Genomic DNA, 17,437 nt, shown 5'->3' with positions numbered 1-17,437 from the left:
ATGTCCTCAACTCCTGAGTTTCCGCGACACGTCGTCACCGCCGTGCTCGTCACCCACGACGGCGCACGCTGGCTGCCGGACGCCCTCGCCGGGCTGCTCGCCCAGGAACGCCCCGTGCAGAACGTGGTCGCCGCCGACACCGGCAGCGCCGACGACTCGGCGCAGCTCCTCGCCGACGCCATCGGCGGCGACCGGGTGCTGCACCTCGCACGCCGCACCGGCTTCGGTGCCGCCGTCGAGGAGGCCGCCCGCACCGCGCCCGAGCTCGGACCCGAGGAGCTCGCCTATCTGAAGCGCCCCAGCGGCTGGGACCCCGTCAGCCGCACCTGGAACGACGACGCCTACGACCTCCCCGACCTCCCGCACGGGGAACCGGTCCAGTGGCTCTGGCTCCTCCACGACGACTGCGCCCCCGAGCCCGGCGCCCTCGCCGAACTCCTCCGCGTCGCCGAATCCGACGCGGACGCCGCCGTCATCGGCCCCAAGCTGCGCGGCTGGTACGACCGCAAGCAGCTCCTGGAGACCGGCGTCTCCATCGCCCGCAGCGGCCGCCGCTGGACCGGGCTCGACCGCCGCGAGCAGGACCAGGGCCAGCACGACCAGGTCCGCTCCGTCCTCTCCGTCTCCACGGCCGGCATGCTCGTCCGGCGCGACGTCTTCGAGGAGCTCGGAGGCTTCGACCGCCGCCTGCCCCTGATGCGCGACGACGTCGACCTGTGCTGGCGCGCCCACTCCGCCGGCCACCGCGTCCTCATCGCCCCCGACGCCGTCCTCCGGCACGCCGAGGCCTCCGCCCGCGAACGCCGCACCGTCGACTGCGCCGGCCGCACCGCCGCCAACCCGCACCGCGTCGACAAGGCCGGCGCCGTCTACACCCTCCTCGCCAACAGCCGTGGCGCCGCCCTGCCGTACGTGCTCGTCCGGCTCGTCCTCAGCACCCTGCTCCGTACCCTCGCCTACCTCGTCGGCAAGGTCCCCGGGCAGGCCGTCGACGAGGTCATGGGCCTCCTCGCCACCCTGCTGCGCCCCGAGAAGATCCTCGCCGCCCGCAAGCGCCGCAAGAACCCGGCCGTCCCGGCGAACGAGCTCCGCCCGCTGTTCCCGCCGCCCGGCGCCACCGTCCGTGCCGCCGTCGAGCAGTTCACCGCCAACTTCGCGGGCTCCGAGGCCGAGTCCGGCGGCTCCCGCCACGGCGTCGTCGAGTCCGGACCCGGCGGCGACGACGCCGACTACCTGGAAGTCGAGCAGTTCGCCCGGCTCAAGAAGATCGCCGGCAAGCCCGGTCCGGTCCTCTTCGCCCTCCTGCTCCTCATCTCCCTGGTCGCCTGCCGCAACCTCTTCGCCGGCGGCTCCCTGGCCGGCGGCGCCCTGCTGCCCGCGCCCGACACCGTCTCCGAGCTCTGGGCGCGGTACGCCGACGGCTGGCACGCCCTCGGCACCGGCGGCACCCAGACCGCCCCGCCGTACCTCGCCGTCCTGGCCGCGCTCTCCGCGCTGTTCCTCGGCTCCACCTCCACCGCGCTGACCCTGCTGCTCGTCTGCTCGGTCCCGCTCGCCGGCTTCACCGCGTACTTCGCCGCCCGCGGCATCGTCGAGTCCCGGCTGCTGCGCGCGTGGGGCGCCATCGCGTACGCCTTCCTGCCCGCCGCCACCGGGGCCCTCGCCACCGGCCGGCTCGGCACCGCCGTCCTCGCGATCCTGCTGCCGCTGACGGCCCGCGCCGCCGTCGCCGCCCACGGCTTCAACCGGCCCGACCGGGGCAGCTGGCGCGCCACCTGGGCGTACACCTTCCTGCTGACCTTCGCCACCGCGTTCACCCCGGTCGTCTGGCCGCTCGCCGTCCTCCTCGGCATCGGCGTGCTCGTCGTGCGCCGCTCCGACATCACCGCGTACGGGCTGCGCTTCCTGGCCGCCGTCGGCACCCCGCTCCTCGTCCTCGCCCCCTGGTCGCTGACCCTGCTCACCGACCCGGGCGCGTTCCTGCGCGAGGCCGGCCTCGACATCCGTACGGGCACGGCCACCGCGCTCGACCTGCTCGGCACCAGCCCCGGCGGCCCCGGCACCACCGGCGGCCTCCTCCTCGCGGGCCTCGTCCTGGCCGGTCTGGCCGGACTGCTGCGCGAGGAGCGGCAGCTCGCCGTCCGCGCCGCCTGGGCGGCCGCCCTCGCCGGACTCCTCTTCGCCGTCCTCTCCAACGGCGCGGGCGGCACCGGCTGGGCGGGACCCGGCACCCTCGTCTACGGCGCCGCCCTCGTCGCCGCGGGCATGATCGGCGCCGAGGGCGGCCGCACCCGCGTCGCCGCCCACGGCTTCGGCTGGCGCCAGCCCGTCGCCGCCCTCATCGCCCTCGCCTGCGCCCTCGGCCCGGCCGTCGCCGCCGCCGGCTGGATGATCGGCGGCGCCGACGGCCCGCTGACCCGGCGCGACCCGGTCCAGGTCCCGGCCTTCGTCGCCGAGGAGAGCGGCACCCGCGACCAGCCCCGCACCCTCGTCCTCGGCGGCAGCTCGGCCGGCGAGGTCGTCTACACCCTGGTCCGCGGCTCCGGCGCCCGCCTCGGCGACGCCGAACTCACCGTGGGCGCCGAGGACGACCCCCGCCTCGACGGCGTCGTCGCCCACCTGGTCGCGGGCTCCGGTGCCGACCAGACCCAGGAGCTCAGCGGGTACGCGATCCGCTACGTCCTCGTACGGGACGGGGCACCGCGCCAGATGAGCCGCGTCCTCGACTCCACCCCCGGCATCAGCCGCCTCAGCCAGCTCGACGGAAGCGCGCTCTGGCGCGTGGACCGCGAGATCGCCCGCGTCATGATCGTCCCGCCGGCCGCGAAGACGTCCGAGGGGACCGCGGACGGTGCGGCCGACGCGACGGCGGAGAAGACGGCGGACGAGACGAAGGCGGCCGGCCCGGTCGCCGTCGCCGCCGGCCCCGTCGAGGCCCACACCAAGATCCCCGCCGGCCCCGCCGGTCGCGTCCTGCGCCTCGCCGACCGTGCCGACGAGGGCTGGACCGCCACCCTCGACGGCAAGGAACTGACGCGCACCACCGTCGACGGCTGGGCCCAGGGCTTCGAACTCCCCGCCCAGGGCGGCCGCCTCGACGTCGTGTACAACCAGCCGCTCACCCACACCGTGTGGATCTGGGCCCAGGTCGGCATGGCCGTCGTCCTGCTCGTCCTCGCCCTGCCCGGTCGCCGCCGCGAGATCGACGACGACCTGCCCGAGGAGGAGCTCGCGATCCCCGCCCAGGCGACCGAGGGCGACAGCCGCCGGGCCCGGCGGCTGCGCGCCGCCGCCGAGGCGGAGGCAGCCGAGACCGGTACCGAACCGGAGGCGGTCCCCGTCCCCGGGCAGCAGACGTACGAGTCCCAGGACTGGGACGGCGGCGACGACCCGGCCTACGCCCAGGAGCAGCCCGGGGGCGGCCACCAGGAGCAGCAGCAGCCCCAGGAGTACGCAGAGCAGGGCTACTACCAGGAGTACGCGGCCGACCCGTACCAGCAGCAGCCCTACGCGTACCCCCAGCAGGGATACGAGCAGCAGCCGCAGCAGTACGACCAGCGGCAGCCGTACGCCGAACAGGGCTACGACCAGCAGCAGTACGACCCGCAGCAGGGCTACGAGCAGCAGCAACAGCAGCCGCAGTACGACCCGCAGCAGCAGTACGAGCAGCAGCAGTACGACCCGTACACCTACGGCTACGGGCACCCCCAGGGCCACGACACCGAGCAGCGTCCCGACGGGAGCAGCAACCAGTGAAGCGCACGACCCTCTCCCTGATCGCGGTCGCCACGGCGCTCGCCGCCGTCACCGGCTTCGCGTCCCTCACCGCCCCGGACGGGACCTCCGCCCCCGCGGCCAAGGCGCCCACCCGGCTGCCGGTGCAGCGTGCCGGCCTCGTCTGCCCGGTGCCCAGCACCTCCGAGGTCGCCGAGACCCGCTACACCTCGTACACCCCGGCGGCCGGCGGTACCGGCAGCGGTTCGGGTACGGCGAAGGGCGGTGCCGGCAAGGCCGAGCAGCCCACCGCACAGCTGCGGCTCGCCAGGAGCACGACGCCCTCGGGCGGCACCTCCGAGGGCGGCAAGAAGCCGAAGGCCCCCAAGATCCCGGCCACCGTCACCACCCCCGGCAAGCCCGTCACCGCCGACGCCGAAGGTGCCGGCGCACCCGCCCTCACCGGCGCCGCGACCGGCACCCTCGCCCCCGGCTGGACCGTCCAGCAGACCACCGTCGTCCCGGCGGGCGGCGCACGCGGCCTGCTCGGCCTCGGCTGCGGCGCCCCCGACACCGAGTTCTGGTTCCCCGCGGCCTCCACCGCCGAGGAACGCCAGGACTACGTCCACCTCACCAACCCGGACGACACGGCCGCCGTCGCCGACATCGAGCTGTACGGCCCCGAGGGCGTCCTCAAGTCCCAGTTCACCGAGGGCATCCCGGTCCCCGCCCACTCGACCGTGCCCGTACTGCTCTCCACCCTCACCGGCGCGGCCGCCCAGCAGTCCGTCACCGTCCACGTCACCACCCGCAGCGGACGGGTCGGCGCCGCCGTCGCCGCCGCCGACGAGAAGCTCGGCAGCGACTGGCTCCCGGCCTCGGCCGACCCCGCGAGCACCGCCGTACTCCCCGGCATCCCGGCCGACTCCACCTCCGTACGGCTGGTGGCCTTCGTCCCCGGCGACAACGACGCCGACCTGAAGGTCCAGCTGGTCACCCCGAGCGGCACGATCGTCCCGGCGGGCGCCGGCGTCCTGCACGTGAAGTCCGGGATGACGGCCTCCCTCGACCTGCCGGAGCTCACCCGCGGCGCCGCGGGTTCCCTGCTGCTCACCCCGAGCGACCCGAAGAAGCCCACCCCGGTGGTGGCCGCCCTCCGGGTGGTCCGCGGCAAGGGCGACGACACCGAGATCGCCTTCGTACCGGCGACCGCGGCGATCTCCGCCCGCGCGACGGTCGCCGACAACCGGGCCAAGGCCACGACGCTCGCCCTGACCGTCCCGCCCGGCGAAGCGGCCCAGGTCAAGGTCACGGCCTCGGCCGGCTCCGGCGGGGGTACGGCCGTGTCGAGGACGGTCACCGTCAAGGCGGGCACCACGACGGCCGTCACCGATCTCGTCCCCGAGGGACTCAAGGGCTCCTACGCCCTGACGGTGGAACCGGTCTCCGGCGGCAAGGTGTACGCGGCCCGGACGCTGGCGCTGCCCCAGGACGGCACCCCGATGTTCACGATCCAGACCTTCGTCGACGACCGTGGCACGGTCGAGGTCCCGTCGGCCCGCCAGGACCTCGGCGTACTGGACTGAGACCGCCGCGGGAGCGGGCTCGCCCCCGAGCACGAGGACCGGGGGCCAAAGGTCCGCCCCCGAGCAAGAGGACCAGGGGCGAAGGGTCCGCACCCGGGGACCCGAGGACGAGGACAACGGGCGAAGAGCCCGCACCCGGGGACGAGAACCGCGGGCGGCGGGCCGAGGGCTCAGTCCTGCCCGTACCGGGGGTCGACCGACTCGGGGGAGAGCCCCAGGAGCTCCGCGACCTGCTCCACGACCACCTCGTGGACCAGCAGCGCCCGCTCGTCCCGGCTCTTCGAGCGGATCTCCACCGGGCGCCGGTAGACGACCACCCGGGCCGGCTCGTTCTTCTCGGCAGCCACGGAGCCGCCCAGCGGCACCGTCTCGCCCGGCACGGCCGGCGGCACCTCAAGCACGAGGAACTCGACGTCCGCGAGCTGCGGCCAGCGCCGTTCGAGGCGCTCCACCGAGTCCAGGACGAGATCGCGGAAGGTGTCGCCCCGGCTCGTGGAGAGCGGCACCTGCGGCGGGGCGACCGGTCCGCGCATGCCCCGGCCGTGCCGGTCGCGGCGGCGCACCCGAGGCTCCGCCGGGGGCTCCGTCGATCGGTGCGGGGGGCTCGGCGGCACAGGACTGTCCATCACTGACGCAGCGTAACCCTCATCGGTCTCTCCGCACCGTGGCGCATCCTCGCCGACTTTCCCGGTGCTCCTCGCCCTCCACCACACCCCATGTCGAAACCTGAACAATCCGGCCAACCGCCCGCTCGATTCGACAGCACCTCACGATCGGCCATCTGGCCGTGGTTGACCGGATCTGTACCCCCGACTGTCCGGATCGACTCCTCGCCCCGCCCCCTTGCGCCCCCTCCCGCGCAGGTCGGAGAGGCCGCCGCGGGAAGGGGGGTGGCCGAGGTCACGGCGCGACACGGTGGAGTGACCTGAGGGAGAGTCGTCGCGGCCCGCTCAAGAGTGCGGTACCGTCCAACGTCGTGAGCCCTGTACGTCGCTGTTCGCGCACTGCGTGCGGCCGCCCTGCCGTCGCGACACTGACGTACGTCTATGCCGACTCGACTGCGGTCCTCGGCCCGCTCGCCACCTACGCCGAGCCCCACTGCTACGACCTGTGCGCCCAGCACAGCGAGCGCCTCACCGCCCCACGCGGGTGGGAGGTCGTGCGGCTCACCGACGCCTCCGCCCCGCCCCGCCCCAGCGGCGACGACCTCGAAGCCCTGGCCAACGCGGTCCGGGAGGCGGCCCGCCCCCAGGAACGCGCGGCCGAGGCCGGCGGCAAGGGCCCCGGAGGCCGTGGCGGCGACCCCATGGAGGTCGGCCGCCGAGGGCACCTGAGAGTGCTCCGTTCTCCTGACAACTGAGCGCAACCGGCCACCGTCCGCGTCCGCCCTCACCTCTCCGGGTAGTTTTGGCGTTCCGTACACGCGCCGCACCGCGTGCCGAGAACTCAGGAGGGTGGATCCGTGACTGTCGATCTGTCGCAGATCGTGAAGGCGTACGACGTCCGCGGAGTGGTACCCGACCAGTGGGACGAGACGCTCGCCGAGCTCTTCGGTGCCGCCTTCGTACGGGTGACGGACGCCGACGCGATCGTCGTCGGCCACGACATGCGCCCCTCGTCGCCCGGCCTGGCGGACGCCTTCGCGCGCGGCGCGGCCCGCCTCGGCGCCGACGTCACCCTGATCGGGCTCTGCTCCACCGATCAGCTGTACTTCGCGTCCGGCAGCCTCGACCTGCCCGGCGCGATGTTCACCGCCTCGCACAACCCGGCCCAGTACAACGGCATCAAGATGTGCCGCGCGGGCGCCGCCCCCGTCGGCCAGGACACCGGCCTCGCCGAGATCCGCGAACTGGCGGAACGCTGGACCCGGGACGGCGCGCCCGAGGCCGCCCCGACCACGGGCACGATCACGGAACGGGAGACCCTGGCGGACTACGCCGCGTACCTGAAGTCCCTGGTCGACCTCACGACGATCCGCCCCCTCAAGGTGGTCGTCGACGCGGGCAACGGCATGGGCGGCCACACCGTCCCCACCGTCTTCGAGGGCCTGCCGCTGGACGTCGTCCCGATGTACTTCGAACTGGACGGCACGTTCCCGAACCACGAGGCGAACCCGCTCGACCCGAAGAACATCGTCGACCTCCAGGCCCGCGTCCTGGCCGAGGGCGCCGACCTCGGCCTGGCCTTCGACGGCGACGCCGACCGCTGCTTCGTCGTGGACGAGCGCGGCGAGCCGGTCTCGCCGTCCGCGATCACGGCCCTGGTGGCCGCCCGCGAGCTCGCGAAGAACCCCGGCGGAACGATCATCCACAACCTGATCACCTCCTGGTCGGTGCCGGAGGTCGTCCGCGAGCAGGGCGGCGAGCCGGTCCGCACCCGCGTCGGCCACTCCTTCATCAAGGAGGAGATGGCGAAGACCGGTGCCATCTTCGGCGGCGAACACTCGGCCCACTACTACTTCAAGGACTTCTGGAACGCGGACACCGGCATGCTGGCCGCGCTCCACGTCCTGGCGGCCCTCGGCGGCCAGGAGGGCACCCTGTCCGACCTGGTCTCGGCCTACGACCGCTACGCGTCCTCGGGCGAGATCAACTCCACCGTCGCGGACCAGACGGCGAGCGCCGCGAAGGTCAGGGCGGCGTACGAGGGCGAGGGCGTGACCCTCGACGAGCTCGACGGCCTCACGGTCACCGCGCAGGACTGGTGGTTCAACCTCCGCGCCTCCAACACGGAGCCGCTGCTGCGCCTCAACGTCGAGGCCCGCGACGCGGCGACCATGGCCAAGATCCGCGACGAGGTCCTGGCCCTGGTCCGGGCGACGGACTGACCCCGCCCCGGCCGCCGGGGAACGGGGCACCGCCCGTTCCCCGGCGGTAGGCTGACCTGGCCCGAAGGGCAGCACCACCACCGTTTGTTCGAAGGGACACCCCATGCCGCTCGAAGCCGGCCTCCTGGAGATCCTGGCCTGCCCCGCGTGCCACGCTCCGCTCGACGACCGCACGGCGGACGAGACCCCCGAGCTCATCTGCACGAGCCCCGACTGCGGCCTCGCCTACCCGGTCCGCGACGACATCCCGGTCCTCCTGACGGACGAGGCCCGCCGCCCGGCCTGACGCACGGGCCGCCGGTCCCGCGCCCGGGAGCGGCGCCGGCCGTGCGACGGCAGGACAATGGTGTGACGGCGGGACGACGGAGGCGGGCAGGCGAGCCGCCCGGCCGTCGCCGACGGCGAGCACCCTCACCGGGAGCCCCGCACCCCACCGTCCCCGCCGCACGGACGCACGGGCGGGAGCCCACGACCCGGCCGGACACCGGGCCCGCCACCGGCCCCCTGAGCCCGCGCGTCCCGCTCCACCGGCCCCCGTCCCCCACAGCAGCCCACCCGAACCGAGACCCCCGCCCACGCCCTCCCGCAGGGACCCGCGACGACGACGCGACCGGAGGCACCGCCCCATGCTCGACGAGACCCTCCTCGACGCCCCGGACGACCTCGCCCTGGCCGACCGCCGCGGCCTCCTCCTCGGCGCCGCCGAAGCCGGAGCCCGGGTGCGTACGGCAGCCCGGCACGCCGCCGAGGCCGGCATCGCGGACCTCCGCCCCGAGGGCCGCCCCCGCACGGTCCTCGTCGCGGGCCCCGGCACCTCCGCCGCGGCGGTCGCCGACCTGATCGGCGCCCTGGCAGGAGCCTCCGCCCCCGTCGTACGCCTCCAGCCCACCGGCGTCGCCCCCGCCGCGGGCGCCCTGCGCTGGGCGCTCCCCGGCTGGGCCGGTTCCGTGGACCTGCTCCTGCTGCCGACCACGGACGGCTCGGAGCCGGGCCTCGCACTCCTCGCCGAGCAGGCCTACCGCCGCGGCATCTCGGTCGTCGCCGTCGCCCCGAAGGCCTCGCCGCTCGCCGAGGCCGTCAGCGGCTCGCGCGGCCTGTTCGTCCCGATGGCCATGGCCCCGAACGAGACCCCCGACGAGTACGCCGAGAACATCGCGGCCAGCCCCGGCACGCTCTGGGCCCTGTTCACCCCGCTCCTCGTCCTCCTCGACCGCGTCGGCCTCCTGGAGGCGCCGCCGGAGGCCCTGGAGAAGGTCGCCGACCGGCTTGACCGTACGGCGGAGCGCTGCGGACCCGCCATCGCCACCTACAGCAATCCGGCGAAGACCCTCGCCGCGGAACTCGCCGACTCGCTTCCGCTGATCTGGACCGAGGGCGCCGCCGCGGGCCCCGCGGGCCGCCGGTTCGCCGCGGTCCTCGCCGAACTCGCGGGTCTGCCGGCGCTCGCCGCGGAGCTCCCGGAGGCCCTGCCCGCCCACGGCGTCCTGCTCGCCGGCGACTACGCGGCCGGCGCCGACCCCGACGACTTCTTCCGGGACCGGGTCGACGAGCCCCAGGCCCTGCGCGCCCGCGTCGTCCTCATGAGGGACCGCCCGTCGGACGGCCTCACCGCCGCCCACGCCGCCCGCGAACTGGCCCTCGGCCACGAGACGGCGATCAGCGAGCTGGAGCCCGAGGAGGGAGGCGACCTGGAGACCCTGGCGGAACTGCTCGCGGTGACCGACTTCGCGGCCGTCTACCTCTCCCTGGCGACCCCGGGCCGTACCGCCGCCCTCTAGCCGGAGCCCCCGGGACCGCACGTCCGGCCACCACGGACGGGCGGGAGCCGGACCCTCACGGACGAGCGGGAGCCGGACCCTCACGGACCGGCGGGAGCCCGGCGGGAGCCCGGCCACCACGGACCGGCGGGAGCCGGACCACCCGAGGACGCACCGTCCACTGCTCCGTAACCCACCCGTCACCCGCCCCCTGTCACCTGTCTCCCGACACCTCTCACCATCCGTCACCACCCCGAGGAGCTGGCAGGCACCATGGAACGCCTCGTCAACACCGTTCGCCCCTACGCCTGGGGATCCACGACGGCCATCCCGGAACTGCTCGGAATCGCCCCCACCGGCGAACCCCAGGCCGAGATGTGGATGGGCGCCCACCCCGGCGCCCCCTCCCGCACCGAGCGCGGCTCGCTGAACGAGCTGATCGACGCCGATCCGGTGCGCGAACTGGGCGAGCGATCCGTCGAGAAGTTCGGACCCCGCCTCCCCTTCCTGCTGAAGGTGCTCGCCGCCGGCGCCCCGCTCTCCCTCCAGGCCCACCCCGACCTGGACCAGGCCCGGGCCGGCCACGCGGCCGAGGAAGCCGCCGGCATCCCGGTCGACGCCCCGCACCGCACGTACAAGGACGCCAACCACAAGCCCGAACTGATCTGCGCCCTCACCCCCTTCGACGGCCTGTGCGGCTTCCGCGCCCCCGCCGAGTCCGCCGACCTCATCGCCGCGCTCGGCGTCGACTCCCTCAAGCCGTACGTCGACCTCCTCCACGCCCAGCCCGAAGAGGCTGCGCTCCGCGAGGTCCTGACGGCCCTGCTCACCGCCGACCCGGAGGAGATGGCGCACACCGTCGCCGAGGCGGCCGTCGCCGCCGACCGCCTCGGCGGCGACCACGCCCCCTACGCGGCCCTCGCCCACCACTACCCGGGCGACCCCGGCGTCATCGCCGCGATGCTCCTCAACCGGGTCCGGCTCCAGCCCGGCGAGGCCCTCTACCTGGGCGCCGGCGTCCCGCACGCCTACCTCGAAGGCCTCGGCGTCGAGATCATGGCCAATTCGGACAACGTGCTGCGCTGCGGACTGACCCCCAAGCACGTCGACGTCCCCGAACTCCTGCGCGTCGTCCGCTTCGAGCCGGCCGACCCGTCCGTCCTGCGCCCCGAGGCCTCCCCGACCGGCGAGGAGGTCTACGACACCCCGATCGACGAGTTCCGCCTCTCCCGTTTCGTCCGGCCCGAGGGCGCCGCCCCGACCGACCTGACCAGCCCCACCCCGCAGATCCTGCTCGCCGTCGCGGGCCGCCCGAAGGCGGGCGAAGTCACCCTGGCCCCCGGCGAGTCCGTCTTCGTACCCGCGGGCGAGAGCGCCGAACTCACCGGTACGGGGACGGTCTTCCGCGCGACCGTCGTGGCCTGATGCGACAATGACCGGCCGAACCGCGGCGACAGTGCCGGTGCATCGACGAAGGGACCACGTACACCCATGAGCGCGTCAGGCGGAACCAAGGCGATCGTGGCGGCACTCGCCGCCAACCTGGCGATCGCCGTAGCCAAGTTCGTGGCGTTCCTCTTCAGTGGTTCGTCCTCGATGCTCGCGGAGAGCGTCCACTCCCTCGCCGACTCCGGCAACCAGGGCCTGCTGCTCCTCGGCGGCAAGAAGGCCCAGCGCGAGGCCACCCCGCAGCACCCCTTCGGCTACGGCCGCGAGCGCTACATCTACGCCTTCCTCGTCTCCATCGTGCTCTTCTCCGTCGGTGGCATGTTCGCCATCTACGAGGGCTACGAGAAGATCAAGCACCCCCACCCGATCGAGGCCTGGTACTGGCCGGTCGGCGTCCTCGCCTTCGCGATCATCGCCGAGTCCTTCTCCTTCCGCACCGCCATCAAGGAGTCGAACCTCATCCGCGGCGGCCTCACCTGGACGCAGTTCGTCCGCCGTGCCAAGGCCCCCGAGCTGCCCGTCGTCCTCCTGGAGGACCTCGGCGCCCTCGTCGGCCTCATCCTCGCGCTCGGCGGCGTCGGCCTCGCCCTGCTGACCGGCGACGGCGTCTGGGACGGCATCGGCACCCTCTGCATCGGCGTCCTGCTCATCCTCATCGCGATCGTGCTCGCCGCCGAGACCAAGTCGCTGCTGCTCGGCGAGTCCGCCGGCCTCGACGACGTCAAGAAGATCGAGGCCGCGGTCGTCGACGGCGACACCGTCACCCGCCTCATCCACATGCGCACCCTCCACCTCGGCCCCGAGGAACTCCTCGTCGCAGCCAAGATCGCCGTCCAGCACGACGACTCCGCCGCCGAGGTCGCGAACGCGATCAACGCCGCCGAGGAGCGCATCCGTGCCGCCGTCCCGATCGCCCGGGTCATCTACCTGGAGCCCGACGTCTACAGCGAGCAGGCCGCCGAAGCCGGCACGAACCCGGCGAAGACCCCGGGCGGCACCGCCCACTGACCCCGTCGGCACGAGACCGCCACGAGGCCCCCGCGACCCCACGGTCCCGGGGGTCTCGCACGTTCGAACGGAGCTCCGGAAGCCTCCCGTGGCCCGATGCGGACTGTGGCGCGCCGGGTCGTCCGGTGTAGATTCGTGACCAGCCAGACGTCGCTGCTGATGGCGGTCGGGCGGTCCGTGAGGACCGGCCGAGGGAGAGAGGGCCTCCGACGACGGCACCGCGGAAACCCCGGGCATTCCTGTGCCCCGGGAGCTCCGTGGCGCCCTGCGCCCCACCCGACCTCGCACCCGACACACGAGGAGCAGCACAGTCATGACGACTGCCGCCCACCAGGACTTCAAGGTCGCCGACCTCTCCCTCGCCGCCTTCGGCCGCAAGGAGATCACCCTCGCCGAGCACGAGATGCCCGGCCTGATGTCGATCCGCCGCGAGTACGCCGAGCAGCAGCCCCTCGCCGGCGCCCGCGTCACCGGTTCCCTGCACATGACCGTGCAGACCGCCGTCCTCATCGAGACCCTCGTCGCCCTCGGCGCCGAGGTCCGCTGGGCCTCCTGCAACATCTTCTCCACCCAGGACCACGCCGCCGCGGCCATCGCCGTCGGCCCGAACGGCACCCCGGAGAACCCGCAGGGCGTCCCGGTCTTCGCCTGGAAGGGCGAGACCCTGGAGGAGTACTGGTGGTGCACCGAGCAGGCCCTCACCTGGCCGAACACGCCCACCGGCGGCCCGAACATGATCCTCGACGACGGTGGTGACGCCACCCTCCTCGTCCACAAGGGCGTCGAGTTCGAGAAGGCCGGCTCCGCCCCGGACCCGGCCACCGCGGACAGCGAGGAGTACGGCTACATCCTCCGTCTCCTCAACCGCACCCTCGGCGAGAACCCGCAGAAGTGGACCCAGCTGGCGTCCGAGATCCGCGGCGTGACCGAGGAGACCACCACCGGTGTCCACCGCCTGTACGAGATGCAGCAGGCCGGCGACCTCCTCTTCCCGGCGATCAACGTGAACGACGCCGTCACGAAGTCGAAGTTCGACAACAAGTACGGCTGCCGCCACTCCCTCATCGACGGCATCAACCGCGCCACCGACGTCCTCATCGGCGGCAAGACCGTGGTCGTCTGCGGCTACGGCGACGTCGGCAAGGGCTGCGCCGAGTCCCTCCGCGGCCAGGGCGCCCGCGTCATCGTCACCGAGATCGACCCGATCTGCGCGCTCCAGGCGGCGATGGACGGATACCAGGTCACGACCCTCGACGAGGTCGTCGAGACCGCCGACATCTTCATCACCACGACCGGCAACAAGGACATCATCATGGCCGGGGACATGGCCAAGATGAAGCACCAGGCCATCGTCGGCAACATCGGCCACTTCGACAACGAGATCGACATGGCCGGCCTCGCCAAGACCCCGGGCATCGTCAAGGACGAGGTCAAGCCGCAGGTCCACACCTGGACCTACGCCGACGGCAAGGTCCTCATCGTCCTGTCGGAGGGCCGCCTGCTCAACCTGGGCAACGCGACCGGCCACCCCTCCTTCGTCATGTCGAACTCCTTCGCGGACCAGACCCTGGCCCAGATCGAGCTCTACACGAAGCCGGAGCAGTACCCGACCGACGTCTACGTCCTCCCCAAGCACCTGGACGAGAAGGTCGCCCGTCTCCACCTTGCCGCCCTCGGCGTCAAGCTGACGACCCTCCGCCCCGAGCAGGCCGCCTACATCGGCGTCGAGGTCGAGGGCCCGTTCAAGCCGGACCACTACCGCTACTGATGCCCCGGCCGGCGGCGCCCGCGCACCGACGCGACGCCGCCGGCGGACACCCGTAGAGGAATCAGGCAGGCCCCCCGCACCCCCGTGTCGGGGGGCCTGCCCCGTCCAGCCCCGCTACCGCTCCTGGAAGCGCCCCCTCCCGAGGACCGACCCATGCCCCGCGGCCGTTATTCGCTCCATGACCCGCATGACCACACCCCCCTCGGTGAAGAACACTTCCACTGCGCGCCCGGCCCCTCCGGCTGGCGCTACGTCTCGCAGATCACCACCCCCGCGGGCGACCACCGGGGCTCCGTCGACCTGGCCGTCGACGAACTCGGCCGCCCCATCCGCCTGGAACTGAACGCCGCCGGCTGGCAGGTCCGCGGCGCGGCCCTCGACGGCGTCACCTGGGTCCGCACGGACCCCACCGGAACCCACGCCACCGAAGGCAATGTGCGCGCCCATGCCTTCACCGGTACGTCCCCGGCGTTCCTCGTCGCCCTCACGCGACTCCTGCGTCTCACCCCCGATTCCCCCGAGACCCGTGTCCGGCTCGTCGCCTTCACGGACCCGGTGCTCGCCCCCCTCACGGTCGACCAGTCCTGGGCCCTGCTGAAGAGTGAAGCGCACGCCACTGACAACGGCCCCCTGATGGTGGACGAGTACCAGGTCAGCACCCTGGACACGGGCGAACGGCACTCCGTCCACATCGCCGGCGACGTGGTCCTCGCCGCCCCCGGCATCGAACTCGAAGCCCTGGAAACCCCGCCTTCGGTCTTCCCCTGACGCTCAGGCGGGCGGAGCGAACCCGGTGGCGGACGCCGGGGGAGGGCCTTCGGGAGGAGCAACGGAAGCAGGGGCGGAAGCAGAGGCGGCAGAAGGAGCGGCAGAAGGAGCGGGAGCAACGGCGGCCGCAGGAGGAACGACGCCGACCACCGGCACCCCCAAGGCCCCACCCACCGCACCGGCCCCACCGACCGAGCCCACCCCCGAGGGAGGGGCAAAGGCCCGCCGGGCGTCCCGCGCCTGCCGCTCGGCCACCACCCCGGCCAGATACGCCTCGGCCGGCACCCCCGGCGGCGGAGGCGCCCCGGTCCGTGCCACCAGCTCGTCGGCCAGCCGCTCCGCGAGCCGCCGCCCCACAGCGGGGTCCAGCTCACGCGCCCGCGTGAGGTACTGCCGAATCTCCAGCCAGAGGGTCTCGGGCACCGCCGAGAGATCGAGCCCGGCGAAGCGCCCCACCAGCCACGGCGGCGGCGGGGGCACGGCGAGAACCCGAGCCGTGGGTATCCGCTCCCGCACCACCAGCGTCCCGGCGAAGACGTCCCCGAGCCGCCGCCCCCGCTCCGACACCAACGACGCGACACAGGCGACGACCCCGAAGGTCATCAGGATCTCCACGACCCCCATCGTCCCGCGCACCAGCGCGTGCCAGAACCGGATCGGCCCGCCGTCGTCCCGCACCACACGGAGTCCGCAGGCCAGCTTCCCGAGCGACCGACCGTGCGACAGCGTCTCCACCGCGATCGGCGCCCCCACGAGGATCAGCAGGAAGGAGGCCACGGACACCGCCGCGACCGCCGCCTCGTCGAGCGACGCGGTGGCCACCGCGAGCCCGAGCGTGATCAGCAGATAGGCGGCCCACACCACCACCAGGTCGATGAGCACCGCCAGCGCCCGGCTCGGCAGCCGCGCGGGCTGCAACCCCAGTACGACGGCGTCCCCCGTCACCAACCCACTCACGGCACCCACCCTTCTCCGGCCTTCGGGACCCCTCCGAACGCCAGTCTGCCAAGCTGACCCGCAGCGCGCCGCAGTAGTACGGCCCCGTCCGCAGCCGATGCCTGGAGCAGCAGCCGATCATGGACCTCGACGTCTACGTCACCGCCCACCGCGCCGAGTGGGAACGCCTCGACCACCTCCTGCGCCGTGGCGGCAAGCTCACCGGCGCCGAGGCCGACGAACTCGTCGCCCTGTACCAGCGCACGGCCACCCACCTCTCGATCGTGCAGTCCAGCACTCCGGACCCCATGCTCACGGCCCGGCTCACCCAGCTCGTGGCCCGGGCACGCGCCGCCGTCACGGGCACCCGCCGCTCCTCCTGGCGCGACGCCGCCCGCTTCCTCGCGGCCGGATTCCCGGCGGCCGTCCACGGATCCCGCCACTGGTGGGTCCCCACCGCGGTCCTCTCCACTCTTCTCGCCGTCCTCATCGGCTGGTGGATCGGTACGCACCCGGAGGTCCAGGCAGCGATCGGCGCCCCCGCCGACCTCCGTGAGATGACCCGCCCGGGCGGCCAGTACGAGACGTACTACTCCAGCAACCCCGCGGCCTCCTTCGCGGCTCAGGTCTGGACGAACAACGCCCAGGCCGCCGCGATGTGCCTGGTCCTCGGCGCGTTCCTGGGCATCCCGGTGCTCTGGATCCTCTTCCTGAACATGCTGAACGTCGGGGTCGCCATCGGCCTGATGTCCTCCGCGGGACGCCTGGACGTCTTCCTCGGCCTGATCCTTCCCCACGGCCTGCTCGAACTGACCGCGGTCTTCGTGGCCGCCGGCACGGGCCTCCGCCTCGGCTGGACGGTCGTCGACCCGGGGCCCACCACCCGCCGCGCCGCCCTCGCGGAACGCGGCCGCGCCGCCGTCGGCATGGCGATCGGCCTGGCCCTGGTGCTCTTCGTGTCGGGCCTCATCGAAGGCTTCGTCACCCCGTCCGACCTGCCCACCTGGGCCCGCATCACCATCGGCGTCGGCGCCGAGCTGGCCTTCCTCGCCTATGTCCACGTCCTCGGCGGCCGCGCCTCCCGCGCCGGCGACCGGGGCGACCTGGAGGAGCCCGACCGCGGCGCCGTACTCCCTACGGCCGCCTGATGTGCGGAGGCCCCCGCTGACCTGCTAGTGTCCTCCGGTGCCCACAAAAACCATTGACATGGTGGCTGTGGGGAGGTAGATTCAAACGGTTGCCTGGAACTGGACAGTTCGGCAGCGATCAAGTAGAGTCTCACTCACTCCGGTCGGGAATTCGATTCCACGGAGTCACTCCGATTCTTATTCGAATCAAGAAGTCACCGATTAGGTCGACCGAAATGATTCTGATAAAGTCGGAACCGCCGAAAGGCCCCCGGAGTGAAAACAAAAGGGACCGGAAAGCACCGAGGAAATCGGATCGGAAAGATCTGATAGAGTCGGAAACGCAAGACCGAAGGGAAGCCCGGAGGAAAGCCCGAGAGGGTGAGTACAAAGGAAGCGTCCGTTCCTTGAGAACTCAACAGCGTGCCAAAAATCAACGCCAGATTAGTTGATACCCCGTCCATCTTCGGATGGCGAGGTTCCTTTGAAAGTCCTGC

General features: G+C 73.1%; 13 protein-coding genes. 11 read left to right on the top strand and 2 right to left on the bottom strand.

Annotated elements, in window-relative coordinates; translation table 11 throughout:
- Together IE311_RS34560 and IE311_RS34555 are read left to right on the top strand one after the other, a co-directional pair.
- Nucleotides 1-3,756: a glycosyltransferase family 2 protein gene (locus IE311_RS34560; RefSeq protein ID WP_189835843.1), complete on the top strand. Its 3,756-nt coding sequence runs from the start codon at nucleotides 1-3 to the stop codon at nucleotides 3,754-3,756.
- The gene (locus tag IE311_RS34555; RefSeq protein ID WP_189835842.1) at nucleotides 3,753-5,300 is read left to right on the top strand and encodes a DUF5719 family protein; all 1,548 of its coding nucleotides are present in this window, start codon (nucleotides 3,753-3,755) and stop codon (nucleotides 5,298-5,300) included. Before IE311_RS34560 ends, IE311_RS34555 begins: the two co-directional genes overlap by 4 nt.
- Nucleotides 5,301-5,470: 170 nt before the next feature.
- Here IE311_RS34555 and IE311_RS34550 read toward each other — a convergent pair whose 3' ends face one another.
- Complete coding sequence (locus IE311_RS34550) at nucleotides 5,471-5,926, bottom strand: metallopeptidase family protein (RefSeq protein ID WP_189835858.1); 456 nt, start codon at nucleotides 5,924-5,926, stop codon at nucleotides 5,471-5,473.
- A 299-nt stretch (nucleotides 5,927-6,225) separates the two neighbouring features.
- Here IE311_RS34550 and IE311_RS34545 point away from each other — a divergent pair, with 299 nt between their 5' ends.
- From IE311_RS34545 to IE311_RS34510, 8 genes are all read left to right on the top strand, one after another.
- A complete protein-coding gene (locus IE311_RS34545) occupies nucleotides 6,226-6,660 on the top strand; it encodes a DUF3499 domain-containing protein (RefSeq protein ID WP_189835857.1) in 435 nt (144 codons plus the stop codon).
- A gap of 102 nt (nucleotides 6,661-6,762) precedes the next feature.
- On the top strand, nucleotides 6,763-8,127 hold the full coding sequence (locus tag IE311_RS34540; RefSeq protein ID WP_189835841.1) for a phosphomannomutase/phosphoglucomutase: 1,365 nt from the start codon (nucleotides 6,763-6,765) through the stop codon (nucleotides 8,125-8,127).
- 103 nt (nucleotides 8,128-8,230) lie between these two features.
- Nucleotides 8,231-8,413 carry a Trm112 family protein gene (locus tag IE311_RS34535; protein WP_189835840.1) on the top strand — a complete coding sequence of 61 codons (183 nt, stop codon included), beginning with the start codon at nucleotides 8,231-8,233 and terminating at the stop codon, nucleotides 8,411-8,413.
- A 340-nt stretch (nucleotides 8,414-8,753) separates the two neighbouring features.
- Entirely contained in the window at nucleotides 8,754-9,905 is a 1,152-nt protein-coding gene (locus IE311_RS34530) for an SIS domain-containing protein (protein WP_189835839.1), read from the top strand.
- Between the two features lie 252 nt (nucleotides 9,906-10,157).
- Nucleotides 10,158-11,309, top strand: coding sequence for a mannose-6-phosphate isomerase, class I (gene manA / locus IE311_RS34525; protein WP_189835838.1), 1,152 nt, complete (start codon nucleotides 10,158-10,160; stop codon nucleotides 11,307-11,309).
- Between the two features lie 66 nt (nucleotides 11,310-11,375).
- Nucleotides 11,376-12,341, top strand: coding sequence for a cation diffusion facilitator family transporter (locus IE311_RS34520; protein ID WP_189835837.1), 966 nt, complete (start codon nucleotides 11,376-11,378; stop codon nucleotides 12,339-12,341).
- A 313-nt stretch (nucleotides 12,342-12,654) separates the two neighbouring features.
- Nucleotides 12,655-14,109 (top strand): adenosylhomocysteinase, encoded by a 1,455-nt coding sequence (ahcY, locus tag IE311_RS34515; protein ID WP_189835836.1) that lies wholly within the window; start codon nucleotides 12,655-12,657, stop codon nucleotides 14,107-14,109.
- Nucleotides 14,110-14,262: 153 nt separating this feature from the next.
- Nucleotides 14,263-14,877 (top strand): hypothetical protein, encoded by a 615-nt coding sequence (locus IE311_RS34510; RefSeq protein WP_189835835.1) that lies wholly within the window; start codon nucleotides 14,263-14,265, stop codon nucleotides 14,875-14,877.
- Nucleotides 14,878-14,880: 3 nt separating this feature from the next.
- On the opposite strand, the gene IE311_RS34505 is transcribed toward IE311_RS34510, so the two are convergent.
- The gene (locus IE311_RS34505; protein ID WP_189835834.1) at nucleotides 14,881-15,843 is read right to left on the bottom strand and encodes an RDD family protein; all 963 of its coding nucleotides are present in this window, start codon (nucleotides 15,841-15,843) and stop codon (nucleotides 14,881-14,883) included.
- Nucleotides 15,844-15,953: 110 nt separating this feature from the next.
- Between IE311_RS34505 and IE311_RS34500 the strand changes: the two genes are divergently transcribed.
- The gene (locus IE311_RS34500) at nucleotides 15,954-16,961 is read left to right on the top strand and encodes a stage II sporulation protein M (protein ID WP_189835833.1); all 1,008 of its coding nucleotides are present in this window, start codon (nucleotides 15,954-15,956) and stop codon (nucleotides 16,959-16,961) included.
- Nucleotides 16,962-17,437 lie beyond the last annotated feature (476 nt).

The sequence above is a fragment of the Streptomyces zaomyceticus genome, from assembly GCF_014656215.1.
In the GTDB taxonomy this organism is placed as follows: domain Bacteria; phylum Actinomycetota; class Actinomycetes; order Streptomycetales; family Streptomycetaceae; genus Streptomyces; species Streptomyces zaomyceticus.
This window is presented reverse-complemented; position numbering and strand designations above follow the sequence as displayed.

Bases quoted from the DNA above. Each gene is read 5' to 3' on its own strand.
- IE311_RS34535 (WP_189835840.1), top strand. From the start codon at position 8,231: ATGCCGCTCGAAGCCGGCCTCCTGGAGATCCTGGCCTGCCCCGCGTGC.
- ahcY (WP_189835836.1), top strand. From the start codon at position 12,655: ATGACGACTGCCGCCCACCAGGACTTCAAGGTCGCCGACCTCTCCCTC.
- IE311_RS34530 (WP_189835839.1), top strand. From the start codon at position 8,754: ATGCTCGACGAGACCCTCCTCGACGCCCCGGACGACCTCGCCCTGGCC.
- manA (WP_189835838.1), top strand. From the start codon at position 10,158: ATGGAACGCCTCGTCAACACCGTTCGCCCCTACGCCTGGGGATCCACG.
- IE311_RS34500 (WP_189835833.1), top strand. From the start codon at position 15,954: ATGGACCTCGACGTCTACGTCACCGCCCACCGCGCCGAGTGGGAACGC.
- IE311_RS34510 (WP_189835835.1), top strand. From the start codon at position 14,263: ATGCCCCGCGGCCGTTATTCGCTCCATGACCCGCATGACCACACCCCC.
- IE311_RS34560 (WP_189835843.1), top strand. From the start codon at position 1: ATGTCCTCAACTCCTGAGTTTCCGCGACACGTCGTCACCGCCGTGCTC.
- IE311_RS34550 (WP_189835858.1), bottom strand. From the start codon at position 5,926: ATGGACAGTCCTGTGCCGCCGAGCCCCCCGCACCGATCGACGGAGCCC.
- IE311_RS34520 (WP_189835837.1), top strand. From the start codon at position 11,376: ATGAGCGCGTCAGGCGGAACCAAGGCGATCGTGGCGGCACTCGCCGCC.